This is a genomic window from Variovorax sp. GW458-11-26-14-LB1 (assembly GCF_059423965.1).
In genome coordinates this window covers 1-23,780 of the sequence record NZ_JBWKYW010000013.1, presented here as the reverse complement: position 1 = coordinate 23,780, position 23,780 = coordinate 1, and the positions used below count along the sequence as shown (strand labels likewise).

Below are 23,780 nucleotides of genomic sequence, written 5' to 3'. Positions count from 1 at the left end.
AACCGGTCAAGCCTTGCTGCCGTGGCTTAACGCCTTTCGAAGCGCGATTGCAACACACTTTGAAACGCGCGAGTGCCACATGAGTTTGCGCCACAGAACGACAGCGTGATCGCCATTCGCTTGCCCCCGCGGGCCCGCTACGTGGTGGGGTCCCAGTGCAGGTCGATTCCAATGTGGCGAATCTTGACCTGTCGGCCGGAGCCAATGTGCGTCTGCGTGTGATAGAAGCCCAGTTCTTGGCGGACAGGACATTCTTGTTCGGCGTACGCGTCCAGCCCAAACCCCTGTACTGTCTCTTTCCATTTAGACACGACCGACGCCACGTTCATATTGCGGATGTAGATCAGCAGCGCGCCTTGGTCCGCGTTGGGCGTGCCTCGCAGATAACGCGTGGTTAACTGGTTGAAGCCTTCCGTCAGGTAGGGATACGAACCATGGATCTTCGCTTCACCGACCCAGAGGTACTGGGAATAGTGGCGCACCACGATGTCAGAGTGACCTCCGATGGTCTCGTCATGTGATGCATCGTAGCCCCTGCTGCGAAGCATTCCGATGAGCTCAGACGTCAACCGATCCTCCCCATCCTTCAGCCGAATTTTGGGATCTTCTTCGATGTAGCGGATGCATGCATCAAGATCCTCGTGAAGCACTTCCACAAAGCGCTCATAGGATGTGACCATGAGGCGCTTTCCCATTAGCGCGAGATCGGGGCGCAAATCCCCAAGCTGCTCCAGTTGCGAAATCGTCAGAGACCCGATGCGTGTCAACGAGCTTTCCCCACGATTTCTTTGCCGTCATCGCTGACAGTGAAATACACGAGCAGGGATTGCTCGAAGTTGGGGATGGGTTCGCCCAAGTCGGGGTGGTACAAAACCCGCTCTTTGCGAGCAGTTTCGACCTCCTCTTCAGATATGTCGAACTCATCATCACCAACGATCAAGAGGAAGCATCGGTCCAGCAAATGAGCCCGCGCGCTTGAGAGGTATTGCGCAACTGGCAGGGCATCGTAAGGGTCAGCCATGCCTGCGGCATGGCTTAGGGTGCCGAATGTGATGAACTGCAGTGCGTCAACGGGTTGAAGCTCCAGGTGACGAACGACGGCATCGCAGGCGCGCAGAAGCCCTGGATCTTCTTCGAGATCCGACTTCATCCGTTCAAAAAGCGTCGCCTTATCCACTTTGCGTTACGTCAATTTCTTGATGACCAGTTCAAAGTCTGCGAGGGAGGCACAGTTCTCGATGATCGCACGCCGAACGGCAGCATTGGGAGCTCCTGCGTTGGAGAAGTGCCCTGGAATATAGACAGAAGGCACATTCTTTCCTATCCGTACCGGCCAACCTTTCTTGATCGAGTACGCCTCAGTCCCCTTGATTGCCTTGATCCCGTGCTTGTGGAAAAGCTCGTCGCGTAGGTCAAGGCGTTGCCCTCTCATTCGCTCTTCCTTGATGGACTTGGTCCCAGTCGCATGTCCGAGCGCGAGCACGAAGCCATCCTTCGCGTTATACAGTTTTCGAATATAGGGAAACAAATTTCTGGGCTTGTTCAGCCAATCAAGTGTCAAGCCGGCTGCCGCATGTGCCTTCGCCTTCAGAAGGTCGACATGCCGAACCTGCAGCTGTTCGAGCTCGTCTGCATTGAGCGGGCAGCACAAGTCCACATGGAGTTCGACGCGCCCGCTTCGGGGTCTGAAAACCCATCGATCGAACGCCTGGGTCCATCCGGCGCGCACGACGATGATTTCCTCAAATCGCCCCAAGACGTCAAAGGCGTCGTCCAGATCGGATGCGTCGTACTGCTCCCGCTCTCGATATGCCCTCCTGCCGCAACCGATGATTGCCACGTCATCACGGCCCAATTTTTGCGCGGCGACGAGCTTCACTTCGAACGGCTGCTTCTCCAAGACGTCTTCGGAAACCGGGAACGGAAATGGCGCGTGGAAAGGGGAGTCTCGATCAAACAACGCCGCCGGATTGGCAAGGATCGCTTGAATGTCCGCAGCATCGCCTTCAAACGTCCAGACGGCCGTGGTTCCAACCAAGTACGAATGGGCATACAACTCATCGAGCGCTGCCAGTCTCGTGGGCCAGTCCGCTGCGGGATCCGCATAGTCCAAGCCCTCGTACTTGTTTAAGAGAGGGTGCCAGCCGGTCGCAGAGGGCATGCCGGCGTCCTTCAGTGCAGCTTGCACGAAGCGAAACGAATAGGAAGTGCTCCGGCTTCGGATGGCGTGCAGCCTTTGGAAAACCTCATCCTTGATTGTTTGTGCCCTGGCTTTCGTCGCCATTGATCGCCCTCAACTAGTTGATGTTGTTACCGCTAGAGGTCGAGGCATCTCCCCTGAACTGCCGATTGGGCTGTTTCCTCGTCCCCATTCCTATTTTGAAAGAGTGTACGGGCCAGTCCAAACTGCTGGAGCCGAAAGACGGTCGAAGTAGTCTCGCTCTGGACATGCGTGTCCCAAGTTGCTGTATTTCTGAAGCCTGGGGACGCGTTGGAAATACCTGAACCCGGTGATGCCAAACTGTCCATGAAGCGCTGTTCAATAGGAGCAAGAAACCGAGGGGGTTGCAGTTGAGTTCTGCACGACGGATGCCGTATTCAGCGTGGCTCCTATCCTGATCCACGAGTGGAGCTGATCGCTTGGTGAGCGCGCCTTTTGAACGCAACGAGATCCGGAATCTCCGCCGTGAGAGACGCTTCCGCAACGGCGCGATGAAAGCGCAGCCACATCGCATTCCCGCCCAGTGGCCTTCCGGTCGTGGGAGAGACAACAAGGCGATCCGAGGCCTGGGCGCCAGGAATGTGCGGCCGAATCGACTCGACGAACCACCACGAGTGCGAGCAGACGGACGCGACGTCGAGAGGGGGCGTCGCAAGGTCTACGGGCCACGTCTCTTCTGGCCGTGGCAGTAGCGTCGCGAACTCGCTGATCGTGAGTCGGCAGATCCGCCTGGCTGGCCACCCCATCACCCGCATCAGCGCGAGAACCACCTTGTCCTGTAGGAGCGCCATCCGCTCCTGTGGCTTTCGTTCCAGGGAAATCCTGCGATCAACACTCGCCATCAGCAGCCTGTATGCATCGTCGCTGACGAAATGGCGCAAGCCATCCGCGCGTTCGTCATCCACGTTTACCCCGAACTTCAGGCATATCTGTGTCTGCGTCAGCGGCGTGCTGCTCAGGTTGCGGGCGACGCGGGCGATCTCGGTGACTTCTTCCTTTGATCGCTTGGGGTGTTGGGCGCGCGTGATCGGAATCAGCGCCTCGGCCAACCAAAATGGGAGCTGTGTCCCTGAGTGCAGAACATCACTGAGATTGATGCCGTGCGTGCGGGCGTAGGCCTGCAGTCCTTCAGGTCCTTGCGCGATGGCGGCCGCGACGTGGGCCATTGTCTCGCGTCGTTGCACGACGGTAAGGAAGTCAAAATTTCTCGGTTGCGACCCGCCCCCCTCGGCATGCGCCACCCGTTTCCTGATTGCGGCGACCAGTCTGCGCAAGCCGTTGAAGAACAAGATCGAGTGCATGTCGTCGCGCGAGCCCCAGCCAATGTAGCCCTCGCGGCTTGCGGCAAGAAGCCGTGTCGTCCAATCCATCAGGAGGGGCTGAGCTGCGCCTGGTGCTGCCTTGCGCAGATCATGCCCACACGTCGGGCAGTACACGATCCGGTCCGGCCCAGGCATGAAACCGTCGGGCCCGATGTCCACGCGATGTGGCGCGAGCGGCGCCGCGCACTCGGGGCAGGCGTCCAACAACTGCACCCCATGGCGCGGGCAGACCGTCATGAAGGACAGGCGCCAGGCACGGCGAAAGTACGGCACGCCATCGCTGGCCAGGCAGGCGGGGCAATAGCTCAGGCCTGGACTCTTGCGGCTTCGGTGGTAGATGTGAAGGGGCACGATCCAGCAGCTGCCGCCTTGCGCGTTGAAGTAGTCGGAGATGTACCCTTCGAAGGAGTGCAGGCTCGCCGCATCCAGTTGGGCATCGGTGATGCCGGTCACTCGTTTGAGTGCATCCCTCAGGAGCGGGGGCTGAAACTTGTCGACGTCCGAGTTCCACAGCCGGCGACCGCGGCCGAGCAGCATGGTGCACAACTGCTCCACCTTGTAGCCATGCGTGTGAGCCAGACGGATAAGCCAGATGCTCAGCAGCTCGTCTTCAAGTGGTTTGAAGTGAAATGGCCAGAGCGAGAGCTGCTCTTCGATCTCCGACATGTCGACATTGGCCCCCGCCCGTTCTGACTGCGGCTCGGGCCGCTCTCTCGTTGGCTCCCTGAGGGGTGATCAGCCGGCGATGGTGTTCTCCTCGGGGCCGTTTGTCCAACCAGGCTGTCCAGCTCGGCCAAGGCGGCGTCTGCTTCAGCGACATCGCGCGTCCCGAACGTTGGCCCGGCGTCTAGCCCCTTGATGCGCTCGAGATATCGGAGGCGGCCCGCAGCAGCCGGATGAGCGCATCGGCGTGGCGCTCGGTGCCGTCCCAGACATCGGCAATGGTCTGCTGCAATCTCTTGCTCGCTGTCGAGTCTGGATCGTCTACGCTTAGCGTGATATTTGCATATCTGCATAGACGCCTGTGCGTATTCGTGAGTCGGCGTGGGGAGCGCAATGCCCGGCTGAGCGTCGGTTGAGGAATTCCTGTCATTCGAGAAAGCTCAATCTGGGTGAGATTGTGCTCAGCCATGTAGTTCTCGATTTGTCGGAGTGCAACATTGACGGTCATGCAAATATTATTGCATAGTGCATGAATGAACTACCTCTGCTCTTCGTACATGGGACTGCCGCTGGATACGTGGTCCGTCGCCTCGGACTGCCAGCTGCGGACGCTCTTGAAGCGAAGCGGGCTGATCGCCGCTGATGCTTTGGTCGTGGACGAGTTCTGCCTACCAGGCAACACGGTGCGGGCGGACCTTGCTGCGGCTGGAGAAGAGCTCGTGGGCTACGAGATCAAGGCTGGCGCTGACCGCCTGACGCGCCTGCCTCGCCAAATCGCTGGCTATGGCAAAGTATTCGCCAGGGTGAACATCGTCACAGTGCCTGCTCACCTCGATGCGGTGCTCGACTTGGTGCCGGCGTGGTGGGGCGTCATGCTGCCGACGGGCCGTCGCACTGATCTGCAGTTGCATCAGGCTCGAGCCGCGGGGCTCAATCCCGATCGCAGCGTTCATGCCATGTGCTCTCTGCTTTGCCGGGAGGAGTTGGCGGCGAAGCTCAAACAAGGGGGCGTGGCGCGCGGGGTGAGTGGATGGAGCAAGGCGGCGATGCTCGAGGCTGTTGTCAGCATGCTCTCCGTGGAGGAAGCCGATTCCTATCTGTGCGCCTGCCTGAGGGCGCGTACTCGCCTCGTTGCAAAGCCCGAGCCTCGGGAGCCCAGCATCGACTGGAACCTCGTTCGCAAGAACTTCGGGCTTGCGCCAAGCCCGGTGTTTTAGGCTGGGAACGCGGGCGGCTAGAAAATCGGGTTGTAGCGTGTTTCGCGCAGCGCCGAGAGCAGCGACTTCGTAATTTCTTCCCCCGAGCAAGCGAGCGACGCCAGTGCTGCAAGCGCCATCAAACCTTCCTCCGGGGTTTCGCCGCAAGAACGAAATTTGTGAGGGATGCGTGTTTCTATGAGTTGCCGCATCAGCAGCTTGTCTTGGGAAGGACCATCATTGGCGACTTGGCTTGGGACAAGGCCGTATCGCAGTCCGACTTCGAGCTCCTCCAAGCGTGGTCCAAACGTTGCACCTTGATCAAGAAGAACGATTGCATCGAATGGTATGGAGCGAATTGATCCATAGACGCAGTGCTCATGGAAGGTATGAGCGAAAGCATCGTCTGTGCGAAAGCAGAACAGGACTCGAAGGGGCAAGGGATGCGGGTTGGCGTTATCCGTTCCTACCCATGCCGCAAGTCTCGTCATGACGCTGCAAGCGTTCGTCCAAGTTTTCTCATCGAGCGTCGACTTGACCTCGAAAACGACCTTGACGTCGTTCCACGTCACGATGGAGTTCTCTTGATCGTTGTCGAGAGGCCAGCAAGCACCATCATGTGAGTCGTGCAGAACGAGATCCAGCTCGCTCTCAAACTCTCCCAGCAGCGGGTCCGTTGCGAAGACATTCGACACTGGAGAAAACCGCCTCGGTATCCAGGTTGCAAGGAAACGACTGACTGCGTTTTCGCGGAGCCTCCCCTTGGAGGCCGGTAGCTTGTGAGCGGCAGAGCGCGCAAAAGCTGCGAGTAGCTCGTGTTTGTGCCCAGACAAAGTTGCCTGCAGTCTGTGCATTGGTTGCGAAGCCTTTGTCGTACTCATGCTCGTTCAAGTCGGGTGGTCTGGAAAGGCCGATGTTGCAACACCAAGCGCGGCTACCATCGACCCAATAGAGGGAAACGTAGGGGGGATGATGGATGTTTTCGACGGACTGGCACGTCAGGGCGGCGCCGCGCTTCGCATCGATTGGTTTGGCAACGTCGGCAACTCACTGCAGTTCGGGCCCGAGCAACGCACACTGAAAGTGTCATGCTCGCTCTGGCGTCCCGGTCTGGGATGGATGCTGCGCAGTAGCGACGAGCGCCAGGAGATCGAAATCCCGATCGCGGTCCTACCGCACATTCGTCTCGGGGAGGTCTGGAAGGATGGAGTTCGTGTCGAGTCGGCGCCGTTGACGCGCATGCTCTTCAAGGAAATGGCCGTCGACGAACAAACCTCCGAGGTCCTGCCTTCGGGTCTCCCGTATTCGCCTGCGGGAGAGTCGATCTCGTACATCCTTCCCTTCAATGCGTTCAACGCCCACAACGAACACACGCGGTCCTGGGTCGCCCGTGTCCAGGTCGATCCCGACACCGTGCTGGTCGTGCCGAGCTTGGAGTTGTTTCGCTTCTACTTCGGCGCGACCGGATCGGTACTCGAGGGCGTCATGTCGGGTGGCGATGCTGAGCAGAGGCTCTATCACGCCGCGTACATCAGCCGGGTCAGCAATGCGGCGAACGTTGTTCTGGGGATGGGGATGCCGGCGGCGGCTGCGCCGACGGTTGCACGCATCGCACTGGACGACGAGGCCAAGAAGGCATTCTTCACATTGGTCAAAGGCGGGCGCATCGCCAGGCTGAACAAGACCGACTGGCAGCCTCGGATGGGCTTTCCCTTCACGGGCAAGACGAACCTCACCGTCGACGGGCTCTGGCTGGATACGCCTGGGCAACGAACCTTCGTTGCGTTGCGCCTGATCAGGTGCACCTACCCTCATCCCTTCGAGCGCCTGAACTACAGCATCGATGATGGTCTGCTGCGGACTCGGCCACCGGTGTCGGGGGAGCGCAAGGAGCGCGGGCCAGGTGAGAAGAAGGAGAAGAAGCCGAAGATCGTGAACCAATGGGCGGACAGAAGCCAGGTGGCGCTCGAGGTGTATAGCGACGATGACGACGGGGATCCCTTTCCGTATCTCAAGAGAACCTCGATTCACCGAACGTCGCATGCGTCTTTTCACGCCAATCGGTCCGCTGCCGAAGGTGAGGACGCGGATCTCTATGCGATCGGTCCCTCGGACGCTGCAGGACTGCCGCCGGCGGAGATCATGGGAGCTCAGAGTGACAGTGATGAACGCAGACTTGAGCCGTCATTCTTGGCCGCCTTGCGCCAAGCGTTGCCCGCCTGCCTGCCCGGGTGGGAGTTCTGTCCGTTCGAGGATGGTGAGGTTTCACGTCGCATGGCAGTACCGGCACCGGCCGGTGTCGCGTCGTGGTCTGACCTTTGGGTTTGGCTCTCCACGATCGTCGAATACCGGGCGACGGGAGGCGTCATGCGATGTGCGGCCCTGGGTGTCGCCGAGTTCCCGGAAGGTCAGATCAGCGTGGAGGTGGTGGCGCAGCTCTTGGGGGCCAGGGAGCCGGCCATCGAGCAAGTTGGGAGAATGCTATTCGAGCCCTGCTGGACTTCTCCCATGCCTTCCGAGGTAAACCGAGACACGGGTGCGACGATCGCCTATTGGACGACGGACGAGTTGAACGCGCTGGCCGACGAGTTGAGCCCTCAGGAGATTGCGGCCTGGGTTTTGGGCGAGTTCAAGAGGCGCATCCTGGCGGAGTAAAGCGGCTCTCAGGATTCGCTGGGGCTCTCCTGAAAAGCACCAGATCCATCACATCGCCAAAGCACTGCTGCATGGTCGCCGAAGTACCATGCATCTGTACTCAGTGCTCTGGCGGAAGAAGATGGAACATTTCGACGATCTACCAAAACGTCACAAGAACCATGCAACGGGAAGCAAAGCTGTAGCCGCATTCGAGAAGTTGCTATCGAATTCCAGCGACTTTGTCTTGCAGGCTCCGGATCGAGAGGACTATGGGGCTGACTGTCAGATCGAGGTCGTCGATCGCGAGTGTGCAACCAATGTCAGGAGCCATGTCCAGTTGAAGGGAACGGAAGGGGCACCAAACGCGGACGGTTCGATCAGTGTCGAGATCCAACGGTTCAATCTCAACTATCTGCTGGCGCAGCCCTATTCCTTCTTCGTCTGCTATCACGTTCCGACCGACACGTTGCGGTTCTGCTTCGCCGATGCCGTATTGCGTCAATACGAGCACAGCGGGAAGAGTTGGACTCAGCAGCAAACGCTCACGGTGGTTTTTTCGGAGATCCTGACTTATGAACGCCTGAAGTCTCTTGCAGCTTTGGCAAGGGCGGGGGCGGCGTCATCTCGAGACGCGCGGATCGCACAAACAATCGCGCGTCCCCAGGATCTGCCCGGCATCGTGAAAGCGATCCGTCCAGACCTGCATGTTCCGGAAAGTGTTGTGCAGGCCGATGCAATGCTTAGAAAGCTGTATCACCGCGATGCGAATGATGTGATCAGCGCCGCGTTTGAGAAGTTCGCGGCCGTCCTTCGGGATCATGAAGCGATGATCTACTGCTACATGGCCGAGATAAATCTCGGTATGGCGGGATTGAGTTGCAATGTAGCCCGCATCGAGGATGGAATTTCACTCTTTGCATCCCAGATCGATGCTGGCCGCTTTCAGAGCGGGAGTATTCACTACACATAGGAAACGGATTTTCTGCGCTTGGCCGCGACGAGGAAGCCGCCAAGGCATATGAGACTGCGCTTGAGCACTTGATTCCCGACCAAGATACGACGCTGCTCGCGCAGTGCTACAAGAACCTCGGTTCCAGCTACGAGAAGCTCAACTATCGAGAAAAGGCTGCCGTGTCCTTCCGCGTGGCCCTGCGACACAACCCCCAACTTCCAGAAGCGCATTGCGCCCTAGGACATCATTGCCTTGGAAATGGAGAGTATGAAGAGGCGCTCGCACACTTCGATCAGGTGGTCTTTGCCGAAGGTACGCTCGGAAAACAGACATCGGTAATGGGTTGGCGAATAAATGTCCTATTCAACCTGGGCGATGCAAGGGCGGCATTTCGTGAAACCAATATGCTGCTCGGCGATGCGGGAAACGAGGCTTGGATTTGGCCATGGTGTGCTCGGCAAGTCGCCAGCTTTGGGCGCTCCGCACCGGAGAACGCAAGGCTGAGTATCCCTTTCTGGGACCGATATCTAACGGTGCATCCGAACTGTCCCCGCGGAGTGGGAGAGCGGTTGTTGAGCAAGCTGTACCTCCGGTCGGAAGGTCGAGCAGCAGACATGACCTATCTCGCGTTCAAGACTGAATTCGAGACCGGTATCCGGCATCTGCAGGGCGAGGCCGCCGCCCTCCTGTGGGATCGTCTGGGGCACTGGGCGCAGGAAGACGAAAACTGGGAGGAGGCGCAGCGGTGCTTCCGGGTCGCATATGAACTCGCGGGCGGGCACTATGGCTACTGCCTCGGCACGGCGCTGAATTTTCTCGATCGCCCCGAGGAGAGCTTGCCGCTTCTGTTGCCACAAGCTGAGACGATTCAACCGGATGATCTGAGTTGGTACCAGGTCGCAGTAGCCTATGAGAAATTGGGGCGCATTCGCGAGTCGATCGATGCCTACTTGCGGTGCATCGCGTTGAATCCCGACTGCGCATCGGCGTGGTTCAACATGGGCGGCGTGCATTGGAACGCCAGAGAGCCGGAAGAGGCAAGTCGCGTGTGGAAGGCGGCAGTGGATAGATTTCCAGATCACAAGCTAGCGGCTTTGCTCCGCCGCGAGCTTCCCTCAGTCCTTCGCTAGCGCAGCCGGAAGGCCACTCTAGAGCACTCGAATCTGTATGTTCATACAGAGCCTGGGCCCAGTTTTGGAGGCCTCTTCCGAGGCTGTTCTCATTTAAATCCTGAAGAAGCCGCAGATTCGCATTTATTTAAATGCGTTCGCGTTTTTCGACCGCGCTTACAGCCGCCGCCCACCAACGCCACCGCGCTCGCCGTGTGGTGCGGCGTGGCTGTCGGGCGGCTCATCCAGCGCTCGGGCGCCAGCCGGCCGTCGAGGCTGGCGATGGCTGCGCTTTCCAGTGCCTCGTCCACGTTCATCGGCGGCAGCAGGCCGGCGAAGCGGTGCGCCAGCATCGACTTGCCCGAGCCCGGCTCGCCCACCATCAGCAGGCTGTGGCCGCCGGCTGCGGCGATCTCGAGCGCGCGCTTGGCGCCCGTGTGGCCCTTGACGTCGGCCAGGTCGGCATAGCGCGGGGCGCCGTCGCCGGGCGCGGCGCGCACGCGGGTCCAGCCGTCGTCGGTCGCGTCGACGGGCCCGCCGCCGCCGGCGACGAACTGGCGCACCACGTCGAGCAGGTGCCGGGCGCCGTACACCTGCGCACCGGGCACCAGCGCGGCCTCCTGGGCGCTGTCCAGGGGCAGCACCAGCCGCACGGCCGTGCCTTGCGTGTAGGTGGCCACGGCCATCGCGAGCGCGCCGCGCACGGGCCGCAGTTCGCCCGACAGCGACAGCTCGCCGGCGAACTCGTGGCCGGCGAGGCGGGCGTTCTCGATCTGCCCGCTGGCCGCGAGGATGCCCAGCGCGATGGGCAGGTCGAAGCGGCCCGAATCCTTCGGCAGGTCGGCGGGCGCCAGATTGACCACGATCTTCTTGTTGGTCGGAAATTCGAGCCCGGCGTTCTGGATCGCCGAGCGCACGCGCTCGCGCGCCTCCTTGACCTCGGTCTCGGCCAGCCCGACCAGCGTGAAGCTCGGCAGGCCGTTCGCCAGATGCACCTCGACCGTGACGGCGGCGGCCTCCAGGCCGAGCAAGGCGCGGCTTTGCACCAAAGACAGACTCATTTTTCTCCCTCTCCCCAAGTTGGTGCGCCTGCGACGTGCAAGCCCAGGACCGTGCAGCGTGCAAGCGTGTGCAACTGCCGGAAACAGGGCTTGTAACGATTTGGCGCTCATCGCCGGACACCTGCGCCCTCTGGCCGGGGCGGTATTCGTGCAGTTTGGCACGCTCCCTGCTTTGAGGGTGCTCAGGTCCAACAACACACTTGCGAGGAGTTCCCTGATGACGCACCGTACCGCCGCCCAGGCGTTGATCGTTCTGGCCACTGCACTGACCGCCTCGGGCGCCGCCATGGCCCAGGCCGCCGACGCCGCCGCACCGGCGCCCGCGCCCCTGCTCACGGGCAATGTCTCGCTGACCACGAACTACAAGTTCCGCGGCCAGGACCAGGACATGATCGGCAAGAACGACTACGCCAAGACCAAGGGCTTCAAGCCCGCCATCCAGGGCGGCTTCGACTACGCCTTCGGCGACAGCGGCTTCTACGTCGGCAACTGGAACTCCAGCGTCAACTGGCTCAAGGGCAACAGCATCGAGAGCGACCTGTACGGCGGCTACAAGTTCAAGGCCGGCCCGGTCGACATGGACGTGGGTGCGCTCACCTACATCTACCCGGGCAACTCGGTGGGCAACACCACCGAGCTGTACGTGGGCGCCACCTACGCCAACGACAGCTTCGGCTCGTTCACGGCCAAGTACTCGCACACCGTGTCCAAGGACTACTTCGGCTACGCCGGTGCCAAGACCGGCTCGGGCCTGAAGGGCCGCAACACCGGCTACCTGAACCTGGCCTACAGCAAGGAGATCGTGCCCAAGGTCACGCTCAAGGCCGCCGTCGGCTTCACCAACATGTCCAGCGACATCCGCAGCCTGGGCTACAAGAGCTACGTGGACTACAACATCGGCGCCACCTACGACTTCGGCAGCGGCCTGACGCTCACCGGCTCGGTGCAGGGCGCCAACAAGAAGTCCAACTACCAGGTCGTGGCCTACCCGGGTATCGAGATCCCCGACTTCGGCACCTTCGGCACCACCTACTACTCGCCCAACAAGGCACGCTTCATCCTCACGCTGACGAAGACGCTGTAATCGACACAACAACCAGGCGCGGCCCACGTTGCCGCGCCGCCTTTCATCCATCCAGAAGGAGCAACTCATCATGAAGCTGGTCACAGCCATCATCAAACCGTTCAAGCTCGACGAGGTGCGCGAAGCGCTCTCGGCCATCGGCGTGCAGGGCATCACCGTCACGGAAGTGAAGGGCTTCGGTCGCCAGAAGGGCCACACCGAGCTGTACCGCGGCGCCGAGTACGTGGTCGACTTCCTGCCCAAGGTGAAGATCGAGGCGGCCATCTCCGACGAGCTGGTCGACCGCGTGATCGAGGCCGTGGAAGGCGCCGCGCGCACCGGGAAGATCGGCGACGGCAAGATCTTTGTCTACAACCTCGAGCAGGTCGTGCGCATCCGCACCGGCGAAACGGGCCGCGAAGCCCTCTGATCGAGTCCTGGCCCGAAAGAACAACGACTATGAAAAAACTTCTTGTCTCTCTTGCGCTCGGTTTGAGCGTCTTCGCCGCCGGTACTTCGGCGCTGGCCCAGGCACCCGCCGCCACCCCTGAGGCACCGGCTGCATCGGCACCTGCTGCTGCTGCACCCGCGCCTGCAGCGGCTCCCGCGGCTGCAGCACCCGCAGCCGCCGAGGCCGCGCCCGCCGCACCGGCTGCCGCCCCCGCGCCCAAGGTCGACTCCGGCGACACCGCCTGGATGCTCACCTCGACCCTGCTCGTGATCCTGATGACCATCCCCGGCCTGGCGCTGTTCTACGGCGGCCTGGGCCGTTCCAAGAACATGCTGTCGGTGCTGATGCAGGTCTTCGTGATCTTCTCGCTCATCAGCCTGCTGTGGGCCATCTACGGCTACAGCCTGGCCTTCACGGGCGACGGCAACTTCTTCGGAAGCTTCGACAAGATCTTCATGAAGGGCATCACGCAGGAGACCTTCGGCGCGCTGACCACGATTCCCGAATACGTGTTCTTCGCCTTCCAGGGCACCTTCGCGGCCATCACCGTGGCGCTGATCGTCGGCGCCTTTGCAGAACGCGCCAAGTTCTCGGCCGTGCTGCTGTTCTCGGTGATCTGGTTCACCTTCAGCTACGTGCCCATGGCCCACATCGTGTGGGGCGGCGGCCTGCTGGGCAAGGACGGCGCGCTCGACTTCGCCGGCGGCACCGTGGTGCACATCAACGCCGGTATCGCCGGCCTGGTCGGTGCCTACATGGTCGGCAAGCGCGTGGGCTACGGCAAGGAAGCCTTCACGCCGCACTCGCTCACGCTCACCATGGTCGGCGCTTCGCTGCTGTGGGTCGGCTGGTTCGGCTTCAACGCCGGCTCGGCAGGTGCGGCCAACGCCGCCGCCGGCCTGGCCTTCGTGAACACGGTGCTCGCCACCGCCGCCGCGGCCCTGTCGTGGATCCTGGGTGAGAGCCTGCACAAGGGCAAGGCCTCGATGCTGGGCGCCGCATCCGGTGCCGTGGCCGGCCTCGTGGCCGTCACGCCCGCCGCCGGTTTCGTCGGCCCGATGGGCTCGATCGTGATGGGCCTGCTGGCCGGCCTGGTCTGCCTGTGGGGCGTGGGCGGTCTCAAGCGCATGCTCGGCGCGGACGACGCGTTCGACGTGTTCGGCGTGCACGGCGTGGGCGGCATCCTGGGTGCCATCCTGACCGGCGTGTTCGCCGCCAAGGGCCTGGGCGGCACCGGCGGCCTGACCCCCGACACCTTCTCGATGGGCGCGCAGGTCTGGATCCAGGTCAAGAGCGTGCTGTTCACCATCGTGTGGTCCGGCGTGGTCGCGTTCATCGCCTACAAGATCGCCGACCTGACCCTCGGCCTGCGTGTGTCGGAAGAAGAAGAGCGCGAAGGCCTCGACATCTCCTCGCACGGCGAAACGGCCTACAACCGCTGATTCGCACACAGACAGCGGGTGGCCCGGCACGGCGCCGGCCCCCGCTCCTCCAAGATCACCACCCCCTTTTTCGATACAAAGAAGAACAACGACGCCCGGTTTTTTCAGGCGAGTCTCCTTTGGATGTTCAGCCCGCGAGCGCTTCGGCGTCAGCGGGCTTTTTTTTGCCCGCGGCCCGCATGGCCGGGGGCACAATCGCCCCACCATGTGGACCTCCATCGAAGACAGCCTCTGCGAACTGGGTGAATCGCCGTTCTGGCATCCGCACGAACGCGCGCTCTACTGGCTCGACATCCCGGGCCGCGCTGTGCTGCGCACGCGCGGCGAGATCGGTTCGCCCACGGCCACGGTCGAGCGATGGGCCTTGCCCACCGAGCCCGGCTGCATGGCGCCGGCACGCAGCGGCGGCCTCGTGATCGCGCTGCGCGACGGCATCTACCGGGCCCGCGAGTGGGGCGGCAGCCTCGTCGCGATGGCGCGCGCGGAGCACGACGTGCGCACCATGCGCTTCAACGACGGCAAGTGCGACGCGCTCGGCCGCTTCTGGGCCGGCTCGCTCAACGAGGCCAAGGACCGCGCCAACGCCGCGCTCTACTGCTTCGACGCACGCCCGGGAGACGTCTCGCCCACCATCACGTCGATGCTGGAGCACGTCACCACCGCCAATGGCCTGGCGTTCTCGCCCGACAACCGCACCCTGTACTGGGCCGACACCGCCGCGCACGTGGTGCGCGCCTGGGACTGGGACGCCGAGGCCAACACGCTGTCGCATGCGCGCGTGTTCCAGCAGTTCGACCCCAAGCCCGCGGGCTGGGTACCCAGCACGCCCACGCATTACGACGGCCGCCCCGACGGCGCCACCGTCGACGCCGCCGGCCACTACTGGGTCGCGATGTTCGAAGGCGCGCAGCTGCTGCGCTTTGCGCCCACGGGCGAGCGCGTGGCGGCCATCGCGGTGCCCGTGCAGTGCCCGACCATGCCCTGCTTCGGCGGCGACGACCTGCGCACCCTGTTCGTCACCAGCGGGCGCAAGGGCCGCCCGGCCGACGAGCTGGTGCAGCGCCCGGCCTCGGGCACCGTGCTCTCGATGCGCGTCGACACGCCGGGCCTGCCGGTGAATTTCTTCGAAGACTGAGTCGGGCCGCTGCCGAGGATGGCCCTGCACCACATCCCCCCGATCCAATGCCTGCTGACCTTCGAGGCCGTCGCGCGCCTGCGGCATGCGGGCCGCGCGGCCGACGAGCTGTGCGTGACGGCCAGCGCCGTGAGCCACCGCATCCGCCAGCTCGAGGCGCACGTGGGCTTCAAGCTCTTCGGGCGCAGCGACTTCAGCCTCACGGCCGACGGCGCGGCCTACCTGGCGAACGTGCGCGTCGGCTTGGCCGCGCTGCAGCAGGCCACGCCGGGCAGCCGTGACGCGGCGCTGCGCGCACCGCGCCTGAGCGTGGCCGTCACGCCGACCTTCAGCCGCCAGTTTTTGATGCCGCGGCTGGAGCTCTTTCGCAACATCTACCCCGACATCGAGCTGGCGCTGCATGTGTCGATCCCGCTGCTCGATGTCACCGCCGAGCAGACCGACCTGCAGGTGCGCTACGGCATCGGCGCGTACGCCGACTGCGAGCACCGCCTGCTCATCGCCGAGGACGTGGTGCCCGCCTGCAGCCCGAGCTACCTCAACGAGTTCGGGCCCTTCGACGGCTTTCGCACCGCGGCCGAAATCGCCAGCGCCCGGCTGATCCGCAGCCCGCTCGAGCCCTGGGGCACCTGGTTCGCGAGCTGCGGCATCGACCAGCCCGAGCCGCACCTGGGCGCGCAGTTCAACGACCTGGGCCTGGTCTACGACGCAGCCGCCAGCGGCTTCGGCGTGGCGCTGGTGCGACAGAAGCTGGGCGCCGCCTGGTTCGAATCGGGCCGGCTGGTGGCGCTGTCGGAACGGCCCGTGCCCTCGCCGCACCGCCACTACATCTGCTGGCAGCCGGGCACGCTGGAGCGCTGGGAATGCGCGGCCTTCGTCGACTGGATCGTTCAGACGCTGCACTGACCGACACGCCGGCCCGACAAATTTTTATCAAGGTCCGGGCAAAAAACCTTCAATCCGGACGGCGCGCTTCTCCCTAGAGTGCGGGGCACAACAACAGCCTCCCCGGAGACAACGCATGACCTGGCAGCAGATCTACGACCCGTTCGGCAACATGATCATTTCCACCGCGCTCGCCGCGATCCCGGTGGTGGTGATGCTTGCGTGCCTCGGCTTCTTCCACATCAAGGCCCACATCGCCGCCGGCCTGGGCCTGCTGGCGGCGCTGGCCGTCGCCGTGTTCGCCTACGGCATGCCGGCCGAGATGGCCGGGCGCGCCGCGCTCTTCGGCGGCTTCACGGGCCTGCTGCCGATCGGCTGGATCGTGCTGAACATCATCTTCCTGCAGCAGCTGGCCGAACAGAACGGCAGCTTCAAGGTGCTGCAGGACTCGCTCTCGGGCATCACCGAAGACCGCCGCATCCAGCTCCTGCTGATCGCCTTCTGCTTCGGCGCGTTCTTCGAGGGCGCGGCGGGCTTCGGCACGCCGGTGGCGGTCACGGCCGGCATCCTGATCGGGCTGGGCTTCTCGCCGCTGGCCGCCTCGGGCCTCTCGCTGATCGCCAACACCGCGCCGGTGGCCTTCGGCGCGCTCGGCACGCCGGTGATCACGCTGGCCAAGGTGCACGGCTACGACCTGATGGAAGTCACCGCGATGATCGGGCGCCAGCTGCCGTTCTTCTCGCTGCTGGTGCCGTTCTGGCTGGTCTGGGCCTTCGCCGGACGCAAGGCGATGATGGAAGTGTGGCCCGCCATCCTGGTCACGGGGGTGTCGTTCGCGGTGCCGCAGTACCTGGTGTCGAACTTCATCGGCCCCGAGCTGGTCGACATCATCGCGGCCATCGTGTCGATGGCCAGCCTGGTGCTGTTCCTGCGCGTGTGGCAGCCGAAGAACGTGTGGCGCTCGCCCTCGCTGCGCGGCAAGGACGTGAGCGCGCACGAGGCCAAGCCGCCGGCCGCCATCGTCGTGCACAGCCGCGAGGCGCTGGTGCGCGCATGGATGCCCTGGGTGATTCTTTCGGTGTTCGTGTTCATCTGGGGCCTGCCGTCGGTGAAGACCGCGCTCAACGGCGTCTTCGCGCCCTCGTTCCCGATGGGCGGGCTGCACAACCTGATCGAGAAGATGCCGCCGGTGGTCACCGCGCCCACGAAGGAAGGCGCGGTGTACGTGCTGAACCTGCTGTCGGCCACGGGCACCGGCATCCTCTTGTCGGCGATCGTGAGCGCGCTGTTCATGAAGTACAACCCGGTCGAGATCGTGCGCACCTTCGTGCGCACGCTCTGGATGGTGCGCTACTCGCTCATGACCATCGTGCTGATGCTCGCGCTGGGCACGCTCACGCGCTACTCGGGCACCGACACCACGCTGGGCCTGGCGTTCGCCAACACCGGCGTGTTCTATCCTTTCTTCGGCACGCTCATGGGCTGGATCGGCGTGGCCATGACCGGCTCCGACACGGCCTCGAACGTGCTGTTCGGCGGCATGCAGAAGGTCGCGGCCGAGCAGCTGGGCCTGGCGCCCAACCTCATGGGCGCGGCCAACAGCTCGGGCGGCGTGATGGGTAAGATGATCGACGCCCAGTCGATCGTGGTGGCCTCCACCGCCACGCGGTGGTTCAATCACGAAGGCGACATCCTGCGCTACGTGTTCTTCCACTCGATCGCGCTGGCCTCGCTGGTCGGCCTGTACGTGACGCTGCAGGCCTATGTGTGGCCATTCACCCTGATGGTCGTCCGCTGAAAGTTGTTCCCGCCATGAATGCTCCCGTCACGACCGACCAGCACACGCAGCTGTCGAAGGCGGAGCGCCAGGCGCAGGTGGTGCGGGCGCTGCAGGCGCACCTGCCCGCGCATGCGCTCATCTGGCACGCCGAAGACACCACGCCCTACGAGTGCGACGGCCTCACGGCCTACCGCCAGCGTCCGCTGGTGGTGGCCCTGCCCGAGACCGAGGCGCAGGTGGCCGCCGTGCTGCGCGCCTGCCATGCGCTGGCCGTGCCCGTGGTGGCGCGCGGCGCCGGCACCGGGCTCTCGGGCGGCGCCATGCCGCACGCGCTGGGCGTGACGCTGTCGCTGGCCAAGTTCAACCGCATCCTGAAGGTCGACCCCGTGAGCCGCACGGCCGTCGTGCAGTGCGGCGTGCGCAACCTCGCCATCAGCGAGGCCGCCGCGCCCTTCAACCTGTACTACGCGCCCGACCCGTCGAGCCAGATCGCCTGCACCATCGGCGGCAACGTGGCCGAAAACTCGGGCGGCGTGCACTGTCTGAAGTACGGCCTCACGCTGCACAACGTGCTGCGCGTGCGCGGCTTCACGGCCGAGGGCGAAGCGATCGAGTTCGGCGGCGAGGCGCTCGATGCGCCGGGGCTCGACCTGCTCGCGCTGGCCATCGGCAGCGAAGGCATGCTGGCCGTGACCACCGAGGTCACGGTGAAACTCGTGCCCAAGCCGCAGCTGGCGCGCTGCATCATGGCCAGCTTCGACGACGTGCGCAAAGCCGGCGACGCGGTCGCGGCGGTGATTGCCGCAGGCATCATCCCGGCCGGCCTGGAGATGATGGACAAGCCCATGACCGCCGCCGTCGAAGACTTCGTGCACGCGGGCTACGACCTCGACGCTGCCGCCATCCTGCTGTGCGAATCGGACGGCACGCCGGAAGAGGTCGAGGAAGAAATCGGCCGCATGACCGACGTGCTGCGTGGCTGCGGCGCCACCGCCATCGCCGTGAGCACCAGCGAAGACGAGCGCATGAAGTTCTGGAGCGGCCGCAAGAACGCCTTTCCGGCGTCGGGCCGCATCAGCCCCGACTACATGTGCCTGGACTCCACCATCCCGCGCAAGCGGCTCGCCGACATCCTGCTGGCGATCCAGGAGATGGAGAAAAAATACAACCTGCGCTGCTGCAACGTGTTCCACGCAGGCGACGGCAACCTGCACCCGCTGGTGCTGTTCGATGCCAACGACCCCGACGAGCTGCACCGCTGCGAGCTGTTCGGCGCCGACATCCTCGAGACCAGCGTCGCCATGGGCGGCACCGTGTCGGGCGAGCACGGCGTGGGTGTCGAAAAGCTCAACAGCATGTGCGTGCAGTTCACCGCGGCCGAGAACGAGCAGATGTTCGGCATCAAGCGCGCCTTCGACCCCGCCGGGCTGCTCAACCCCGGCAAGGTGATTCCCACGCTGCAGCGCTGCGCCGAGTACGGCAAGGAAGTGGTGCGCGGCGGCCGGCTGGCGCATCCTGACCTGCCGAGATTCTGAGAGCTTCATGAACACGGATACCGCCCTCCAGCAGGTCGTCGAGCGCGTGCGCGCCGCCGCGGCCGATGCCACGCCGCTGCGCCTGCGCGGTGGCGGCACCAAGGATTTCTACGGCCAGCCACCGCGCGGCGAGCTGCTCGACCTGCGCGCGCTCGGCGGCATCACGAGCTACGAGCCGAGTGAACTGGTCGTCACCGTGCGTGCCGGCACGCCACTGGCCGAGCTCGAAGCCGCGCTCGCCGAACAGGGCCAGTGCCTGCCGTTCGAGCCGCCGTGTTTTGCCGATGGCGGCACGGTGGGCGGCATGGTCGCTGCCGGCCTCAGCGGCCCGTCGCGCGCCAGCGTGGGCGCGGTGCGCGACTACGTGCTCGGCACCACGCTCATCAACGGCCGCGCCGAGATGCTGAGCTTCGGCGGCCAGGTGATGAAGAACGTCGCCGGCTACGACGTCTCGCGCGTGCTGGCCGGTTCGCTCGGCACGCTGGGCGTGATCGCCGAAGTGAGCCTCAAGGTGCTGCCCGTGGCGCCCGCCGAGGCCACGCTCGCCTTCGCCTGCAGCCAGGCCGATGCGCTGCGCCTGCTCAACGAGTGGGGCGGACGCCCGCTGCCGCTGAACGCGAGCAGCTGGTTCGAACACGCGCCTGGCGCGGGTGTGCTGCGCCTGCGGCTGCGCGGCGCCGTGGCGGCCGTCGAAGCCGCCTGCACGCAGCTCGGCGGCGAGCGCCAGGACCCGGTGCGCGCCGCCGCCGGCTGGGCCGCGCTGCGCGACCAGCGCATGCCGTGGTTCGCGCTCGATGCCGACGGTGCGCTGGCGCTGTGGCGCCTGTCGGTGCCGCAGACCGCGCCGGTGATCGCCATCGAGGGCTGCGCCGCGCCGCTGGTCGAATGGCACGGCGGGCAGCGCTGGTACCTCGCGCCGCCCGCGCAGGCCGCGCGCCTGCGCGAGGCTGCGCAGGCAGCCGGTGGCCATGCCACGCTGTTCCGTGTGCCCGCAGCGCAAGCGGCCGACTGCAACGTGCCGCGCTTCGATGCATTGAGCGCGCCGGTGGCACGCATCCATCGCGCGCTGATGCAGGAGTTCGACCCGCACGGGGTCTTCGACCGCGGCCGGCTCTTCGCAGACGACCAATAAGAAAAGAAACGACACCACCCCGCGATGCAAACCGAACTAGCCCCCGAATTCCGCGACACCGATGCGGGCCGCGAAGCCGAAGCCATCCTGCGCAAGTGCGTGCACTGCGGCTTCTGCACCGCCACCTGCCCGACCTACCAGCTGCTCGGCGACGAGCTCGACGGCCCGCGCGGGCGCATCTACCTCATCAAGCAGGTGCTCGAAGGCCATGCGCCCACGCGCAGCACGCAGCTGCACCTGGACCGCTGCCTGACCTGCCGCAACTGCGAGAGCACCTGCCCGAGCGGCGTGCAGTACGGGAACCTGGTCGACATCGGCCGCAAGATCGTCGACGAGAAAGTGCCGCGCCCCGCCATGGAGTCGGCCACGCGCTGGCTGCTGAAGGAGTCGCTGCCATCGCCGCTGTTCGGCCCCGCGATGAAGCTCGGCCAATCGGTGCGCGGGCTGCTGCCCGAAGGACTGAAAGCCAAGGTGCCCGCCAAGCAGGACGCCGGCCGCTGGCCCACCGCCACGCATGCGCGCAAGGTGCTGATGCTCGCGGGCTGCGTGCAGCCGTCGATGGCGCCGAACATCAACAGCGCCACCGCGCGCGTGCTCGACGCGGCCGGCATCCAGGCCGTGATCGCGTCCAAGGCGGGCTGCTGCGGCGCCGTGAAGTTCCACCTCAACGACCAGGACGGCGGCAAGGCGCAGATGCGCGCCAACATCGACGCGTGGTGGCCCTTCGTCGAACGCGGCGAGGTGGAGGCGATCGTGATGAACGCCTCGGGCTGCGGCGTCACCGTGCGCGAGTACGGCCACTTGCTGCAGCACGACGCGGCCTATGCCGCGAAGGCCGCGCGCATCAGCGCCCTCACGCGCGACCTGAGCGAGCTGCTGCCTGACCTCGTGCCCGCATTGCAGGGCCGCGTGCGCGCGCCCGAAGGCGTGATCGCCTACCACCCGCCGTGCACGCTGCAGCACGGCCAGAAGCTGCGCGGCGGCGTCGAGACGCACCTGCGCGCGCTCGGTTTCGACGTGCGCGTGGCCATGAACGAATCGCACCTGTGCTGCGGCTCGGCCGGCACGTATTCGGTGCTGCAGCCCGAGCTGGCCTACCCGCTGCGCGACCGCAAGCTCGGCCACCTGAAGCAGCTGCAGCCCACGACCATCGCCTCGGCCAACATCGGCTGCATCACGCACCTGCAAAGCGGCAGCGGCGACACGCCCGTGCGGCACTGGGTCGAGCTGCTCGACGCGGCGCTGCAGACGCCCGCAGGGTAGGGCGCGCGCGCACGGCAGGGCACGTTGCCGTCCGACGTGCGCACCGCGCGTTCGGGGCGCATCATGGCGAACCGAAGACGCTGCAAGGAGTTCGTGCCATGTCTTTCGTTTCTGCTTTTTCGCTGCGCCGTGCGTTGCTCGCTGCCGCCTGCATCGCAGGCACCGTCGCCGCGCAGGCGCAGCAGCCGCCGTCGGCCCTGCCGCCCTGGCAGGGCATCGGCGCCACGCGCTATGTGTGCGGCGGCATCGGCTCCGACGAGTCGAACGCCATGCGCGCCGCCATGAAGAACCATCCACTGTCGCTGCTGTTCGCGCGCGCCGACGGCGCCTACCTGGCCAACCTGAATGTCGCGATCAAGGGCGGCGATGCCAATTCGTCCGCCGCCATGGCCTTCATCGCCACCGGCCCGGTGTGCCTCATCGACCTGCCGGCGGGGCGTTACGTGATCGACGTGAGCACGTCGACGGGCGAGACCAAGAGCCAGACCGTGACGGTCGGCGGCGCGCCGAAGAGCGCCGACTTCCGCTTCTGAATTCAGCCGGCGGCCAGCGCTGCCTCGATGTCGCGCGTGAGCGAAGCCGGCGTGTCCAGCGGCGCATAGCGCTTGAGCACCGCGCCGTCGCGCCCGACCAGGAACTTGGTGAAGTTCCACTTGATGGCCGTGCTGCCCAGCAGGCCCGGCTTTTCCTTGGTGAGCCACTGGTACAGCGGCAGCGCGTTGCTGCCGTTGACGTCGATCTTCTCCATCATCGGGAAGCTCACGCCGTAGTTGGTCATGCAGAAGGCGCCGATTTCCTCGTTGGTGCCCGGGTCCTGCCCGCCGAACTGGTTGGAGGGAAAGCCCAGCACCGCGAGGCCCTGGCCGGCGTACTTTTCGTGCAGCGCTTCCAGGCCTTCGAACTGCGGCGTGAAGCCGCAATTGCTCGCCGTGTTGACGATCAGCAGCACCTTGCCGCGGAAGGTCGAGAGCTTCACCGGCTTGCCGTCGATGCGGGTGGCCTGGAAGTCGTAGACGCTGGTCATGGAGAGAGCTCCTCAGGTGGACGCGGAAACGCCATCATCGCGCGCGGGCGGGGTTCGCGCAAACGCCGACCACACCGCGCCCAGCACGATGAGCGCGCCGCCGACGAGGATGCGCGAGTTCATGGTGGACGCGCCCAGCGCCACCGACGAGACGCTGGCGAACAGCACTTCCGACAGCATGATCACGGAGGTCGCGCTGGCCGCCAGCTTGGGCGCGCCGTACTGCAGGCACACGTTGGCGACGATGAAGCCCGTGCCCAGCAGCGCGGCCCAGCCCAGCCAGCCGGGCGAAGCGAGCAGCGGTGAATCGATGCCGCCGAACGCGGTGCCGCTCACCGCGCCGACGCCCGCCACCACGGTGCAACCCCAGAACATCGCCAGCGCACGCGACTCGCCCGGCGCATGCCGCAGGTGGCGCAGCACGATGTTGGTCACGGCAAAGCCGAAGCCCGCCGCCACGCCCAGCCAGTCGGGCAGGCTCGAGGGCACCGGCCAGTCGGTGCCCGGCGCCTTCAGCACCACCACCACGCCCGTGAGCGCCAGCGCCACGCGCATCAGCGCGCCGCCCGTGGGCCGCTCGCCCAGCAGCAGCCAGGCCAGCAGCACGCTCCACAGCGGCATCAGGTAGAACAGCAGCACCACGCGCACCACGTCGCCCTGCGTCACGGCCCAGTTGAAACCCACGTTGGTGAAGCCCGCCGCCAGGCCCAGTGCCACCAGCATCGGGAACGCGGCGAAGGCCTTCCAGGCGTGCCGGCGCACGAGGCCCATCGCCGTGGCGATGACGAGGTAGATCAGGCAGGTGGTCCACAGCGGATGCAGGCCGTGGCTGGCGATCTGGCGAAAGGGAATCCAGGACACGCCCCACACGAAGGCGTTGAACATCAGGGCGAGGGCGGGCATGGGGCG

General features: G+C 64.7%; 22 protein-coding genes and 1 pseudogene. 14 read left to right on the top strand and 9 right to left on the bottom strand.

Annotated features, from left to right (window positions below):
- Nucleotides 1–137: 137 nt before the first annotated feature.
- The 5 genes from AC07YS_RS11290 to AC07YS_RS11270 all read right to left on the bottom strand — a co-directional run bounded on the left by AC07YS_RS11290 (nt 138) and on the right by AC07YS_RS11270 (nt 4,714).
- Nucleotides 138–680 carry a hypothetical protein gene (locus tag AC07YS_RS11290; RefSeq protein WP_495275711.1) on the bottom strand — a complete coding sequence of 181 codons (543 nt, stop codon included), beginning with the start codon at nt 678–680 and terminating at the stop codon, nt 138–140.
- A gap of 83 nt (nt 681–763) precedes the next feature.
- Nucleotides 764–1,150 (bottom strand): hypothetical protein, encoded by a 387-nt coding sequence (locus tag AC07YS_RS11285; protein WP_495267908.1) that lies wholly within the window; start codon nt 1,148–1,150, stop codon nt 764–766.
- Between the two features lie 33 nt (nt 1,151–1,183).
- Nucleotides 1,184–2,284 carry a hypothetical protein gene (locus AC07YS_RS11280; RefSeq protein WP_495267909.1) on the bottom strand — a complete coding sequence of 367 codons (1,101 nt, stop codon included), beginning with the start codon at nt 2,282–2,284 and terminating at the stop codon, nt 1,184–1,186.
- Between the two features lie 326 nt (nt 2,285–2,610).
- Nucleotides 2,611–4,209 carry a TniQ family protein gene (locus AC07YS_RS11275; protein WP_495267910.1) on the bottom strand — a complete coding sequence of 533 codons (1,599 nt, stop codon included), beginning with the start codon at nt 4,207–4,209 and terminating at the stop codon, nt 2,611–2,613.
- A 181-nt stretch (nt 4,210–4,390) separates the two neighbouring features.
- On the bottom strand, nt 4,391–4,714 hold the full coding sequence (locus AC07YS_RS11270) for a helix-turn-helix domain-containing protein (RefSeq protein WP_495267911.1): 324 nt from the start codon (nt 4,712–4,714) through the stop codon (nt 4,391–4,393).
- 49 nt (nt 4,715–4,763) lie between these two features.
- Here AC07YS_RS11270 and AC07YS_RS11265 point away from each other — a divergent pair, with 49 nt between their 5' ends.
- Nucleotides 4,764–5,423 (top strand): sce7726 family protein, encoded by a 660-nt coding sequence (locus AC07YS_RS11265; RefSeq protein WP_495273888.1) that lies wholly within the window; start codon nt 4,764–4,766, stop codon nt 5,421–5,423.
- A gap of 17 nt (nt 5,424–5,440) precedes the next feature.
- Here AC07YS_RS11265 and AC07YS_RS11260 read toward each other — a convergent pair whose 3' ends face one another.
- On the bottom strand, nt 5,441–6,256 hold the full coding sequence (locus AC07YS_RS11260) for a DUF6602 domain-containing protein (protein ID WP_495267913.1): 816 nt from the start codon (nt 6,254–6,256) through the stop codon (nt 5,441–5,443).
- Between the two features lie 118 nt (nt 6,257–6,374).
- Here AC07YS_RS11260 and AC07YS_RS11255 point away from each other — a divergent pair, with 118 nt between their 5' ends.
- The 3 genes from AC07YS_RS11255 to AC07YS_RS11245 all read left to right on the top strand — a co-directional run bounded on the left by AC07YS_RS11255 (nt 6,375) and on the right by AC07YS_RS11245 (nt 10,121).
- Nucleotides 6,375–8,057, top strand: coding sequence for a hypothetical protein (locus tag AC07YS_RS11255; RefSeq protein ID WP_495267914.1), 1,683 nt, complete (start codon nt 6,375–6,377; stop codon nt 8,055–8,057).
- 121 nt (nt 8,058–8,178) lie between these two features.
- A complete protein-coding gene (locus AC07YS_RS11250; protein WP_495267915.1) occupies nt 8,179–9,009 on the top strand; it encodes a DUF4365 domain-containing protein in 831 nt (276 codons plus the stop codon).
- 68 nt (nt 9,010–9,077) lie between these two features.
- Nucleotides 9,078–10,121 carry a tetratricopeptide repeat protein gene (locus AC07YS_RS11245; protein ID WP_495267916.1) on the top strand — a complete coding sequence of 348 codons (1,044 nt, stop codon included), beginning with the start codon at nt 9,078–9,080 and terminating at the stop codon, nt 10,119–10,121.
- 161 nt (nt 10,122–10,282) lie between these two features.
- On the opposite strand, the pseudogene AC07YS_RS11240 reads toward AC07YS_RS11245, so the two are convergent.
- Nucleotides 10,283–11,161, bottom strand: a pseudogene (locus AC07YS_RS11240) (YifB family Mg chelatase-like AAA ATPase); the annotation flags it as partial.
- Between the two features lie 217 nt (nt 11,162–11,378).
- On the opposite strand from AC07YS_RS11240, the gene AC07YS_RS11235 reads away from it, so the two are divergent.
- The 10 genes from AC07YS_RS11235 to AC07YS_RS11190 all read left to right on the top strand — a co-directional run bounded on the left by AC07YS_RS11235 (nt 11,379) and on the right by AC07YS_RS11190 (nt 22,380).
- Nucleotides 11,379–12,245 carry a TorF family putative porin gene (locus AC07YS_RS11235; RefSeq protein WP_095949830.1) on the top strand — a complete coding sequence of 289 codons (867 nt, stop codon included), beginning with the start codon at nt 11,379–11,381 and terminating at the stop codon, nt 12,243–12,245.
- Between the two features lie 70 nt (nt 12,246–12,315).
- Nucleotides 12,316–12,654, top strand: coding sequence for a P-II family nitrogen regulator (glnK, locus tag AC07YS_RS11230; protein ID WP_056583732.1), 339 nt, complete (start codon nt 12,316–12,318; stop codon nt 12,652–12,654).
- Nucleotides 12,655–12,683: 29 nt separating this feature from the next.
- Nucleotides 12,684–14,117: an ammonium transporter gene (locus AC07YS_RS11225; RefSeq protein WP_495267917.1), complete on the top strand. Its 1,434-nt coding sequence runs from the start codon at nt 12,684–12,686 to the stop codon at nt 14,115–14,117.
- Between the two features lie 205 nt (nt 14,118–14,322).
- Nucleotides 14,323–15,252, top strand: coding sequence for an SMP-30/gluconolactonase/LRE family protein (locus AC07YS_RS11220; RefSeq protein ID WP_307589546.1), 930 nt, complete (start codon nt 14,323–14,325; stop codon nt 15,250–15,252).
- An 18-nt stretch (nt 15,253–15,270) separates the two neighbouring features.
- Nucleotides 15,271–16,158: a LysR substrate-binding domain-containing protein gene (locus AC07YS_RS11215; protein WP_062482020.1), complete on the top strand. Its 888-nt coding sequence runs from the start codon at nt 15,271–15,273 to the stop codon at nt 16,156–16,158.
- 115 nt (nt 16,159–16,273) lie between these two features.
- Complete coding sequence (locus tag AC07YS_RS11210; RefSeq protein ID WP_095949827.1) at nt 16,274–17,935, top strand: L-lactate permease; 1,662 nt, start codon at nt 16,274–16,276, stop codon at nt 17,933–17,935.
- A 14-nt stretch (nt 17,936–17,949) separates the two neighbouring features.
- Entirely contained in the window at nt 17,950–19,452 is a 1,503-nt protein-coding gene (locus tag AC07YS_RS11205) for an FAD-linked oxidase C-terminal domain-containing protein (protein ID WP_495267918.1), read from the top strand.
- Nucleotides 19,453–19,459: 7 nt separating this feature from the next.
- Entirely contained in the window at nt 19,460–20,584 is a 1,125-nt protein-coding gene (gene glcE / locus AC07YS_RS11200; RefSeq protein ID WP_495267919.1) for a glycolate oxidase subunit GlcE, read from the top strand.
- A gap of 24 nt (nt 20,585–20,608) precedes the next feature.
- Nucleotides 20,609–21,847, top strand: coding sequence for a glycolate oxidase subunit GlcF (glcF, locus tag AC07YS_RS11195; protein ID WP_495267920.1), 1,239 nt, complete (start codon nt 20,609–20,611; stop codon nt 21,845–21,847).
- A gap of 98 nt (nt 21,848–21,945) precedes the next feature.
- Complete coding sequence (locus AC07YS_RS11190) at nt 21,946–22,380, top strand: carboxypeptidase regulatory-like domain-containing protein (RefSeq protein ID WP_495267921.1); 435 nt, start codon at nt 21,946–21,948, stop codon at nt 22,378–22,380.
- 2 nt (nt 22,381–22,382) lie between these two features.
- Here AC07YS_RS11190 and AC07YS_RS11185 read toward each other — a convergent pair whose 3' ends face one another.
- Both AC07YS_RS11185 and AC07YS_RS11180 read right to left on the bottom strand, forming a co-directional pair.
- On the bottom strand, nt 22,383–22,871 hold the full coding sequence (locus AC07YS_RS11185) for a glutathione peroxidase (protein WP_070063522.1): 489 nt from the start codon (nt 22,869–22,871) through the stop codon (nt 22,383–22,385).
- 12 nt (nt 22,872–22,883) lie between these two features.
- Complete coding sequence (locus AC07YS_RS11180) at nt 22,884–23,774, bottom strand: DMT family transporter (RefSeq protein WP_062476897.1); 891 nt, start codon at nt 23,772–23,774, stop codon at nt 22,884–22,886.
- Nucleotides 23,775–23,780 lie beyond the last annotated feature (6 nt).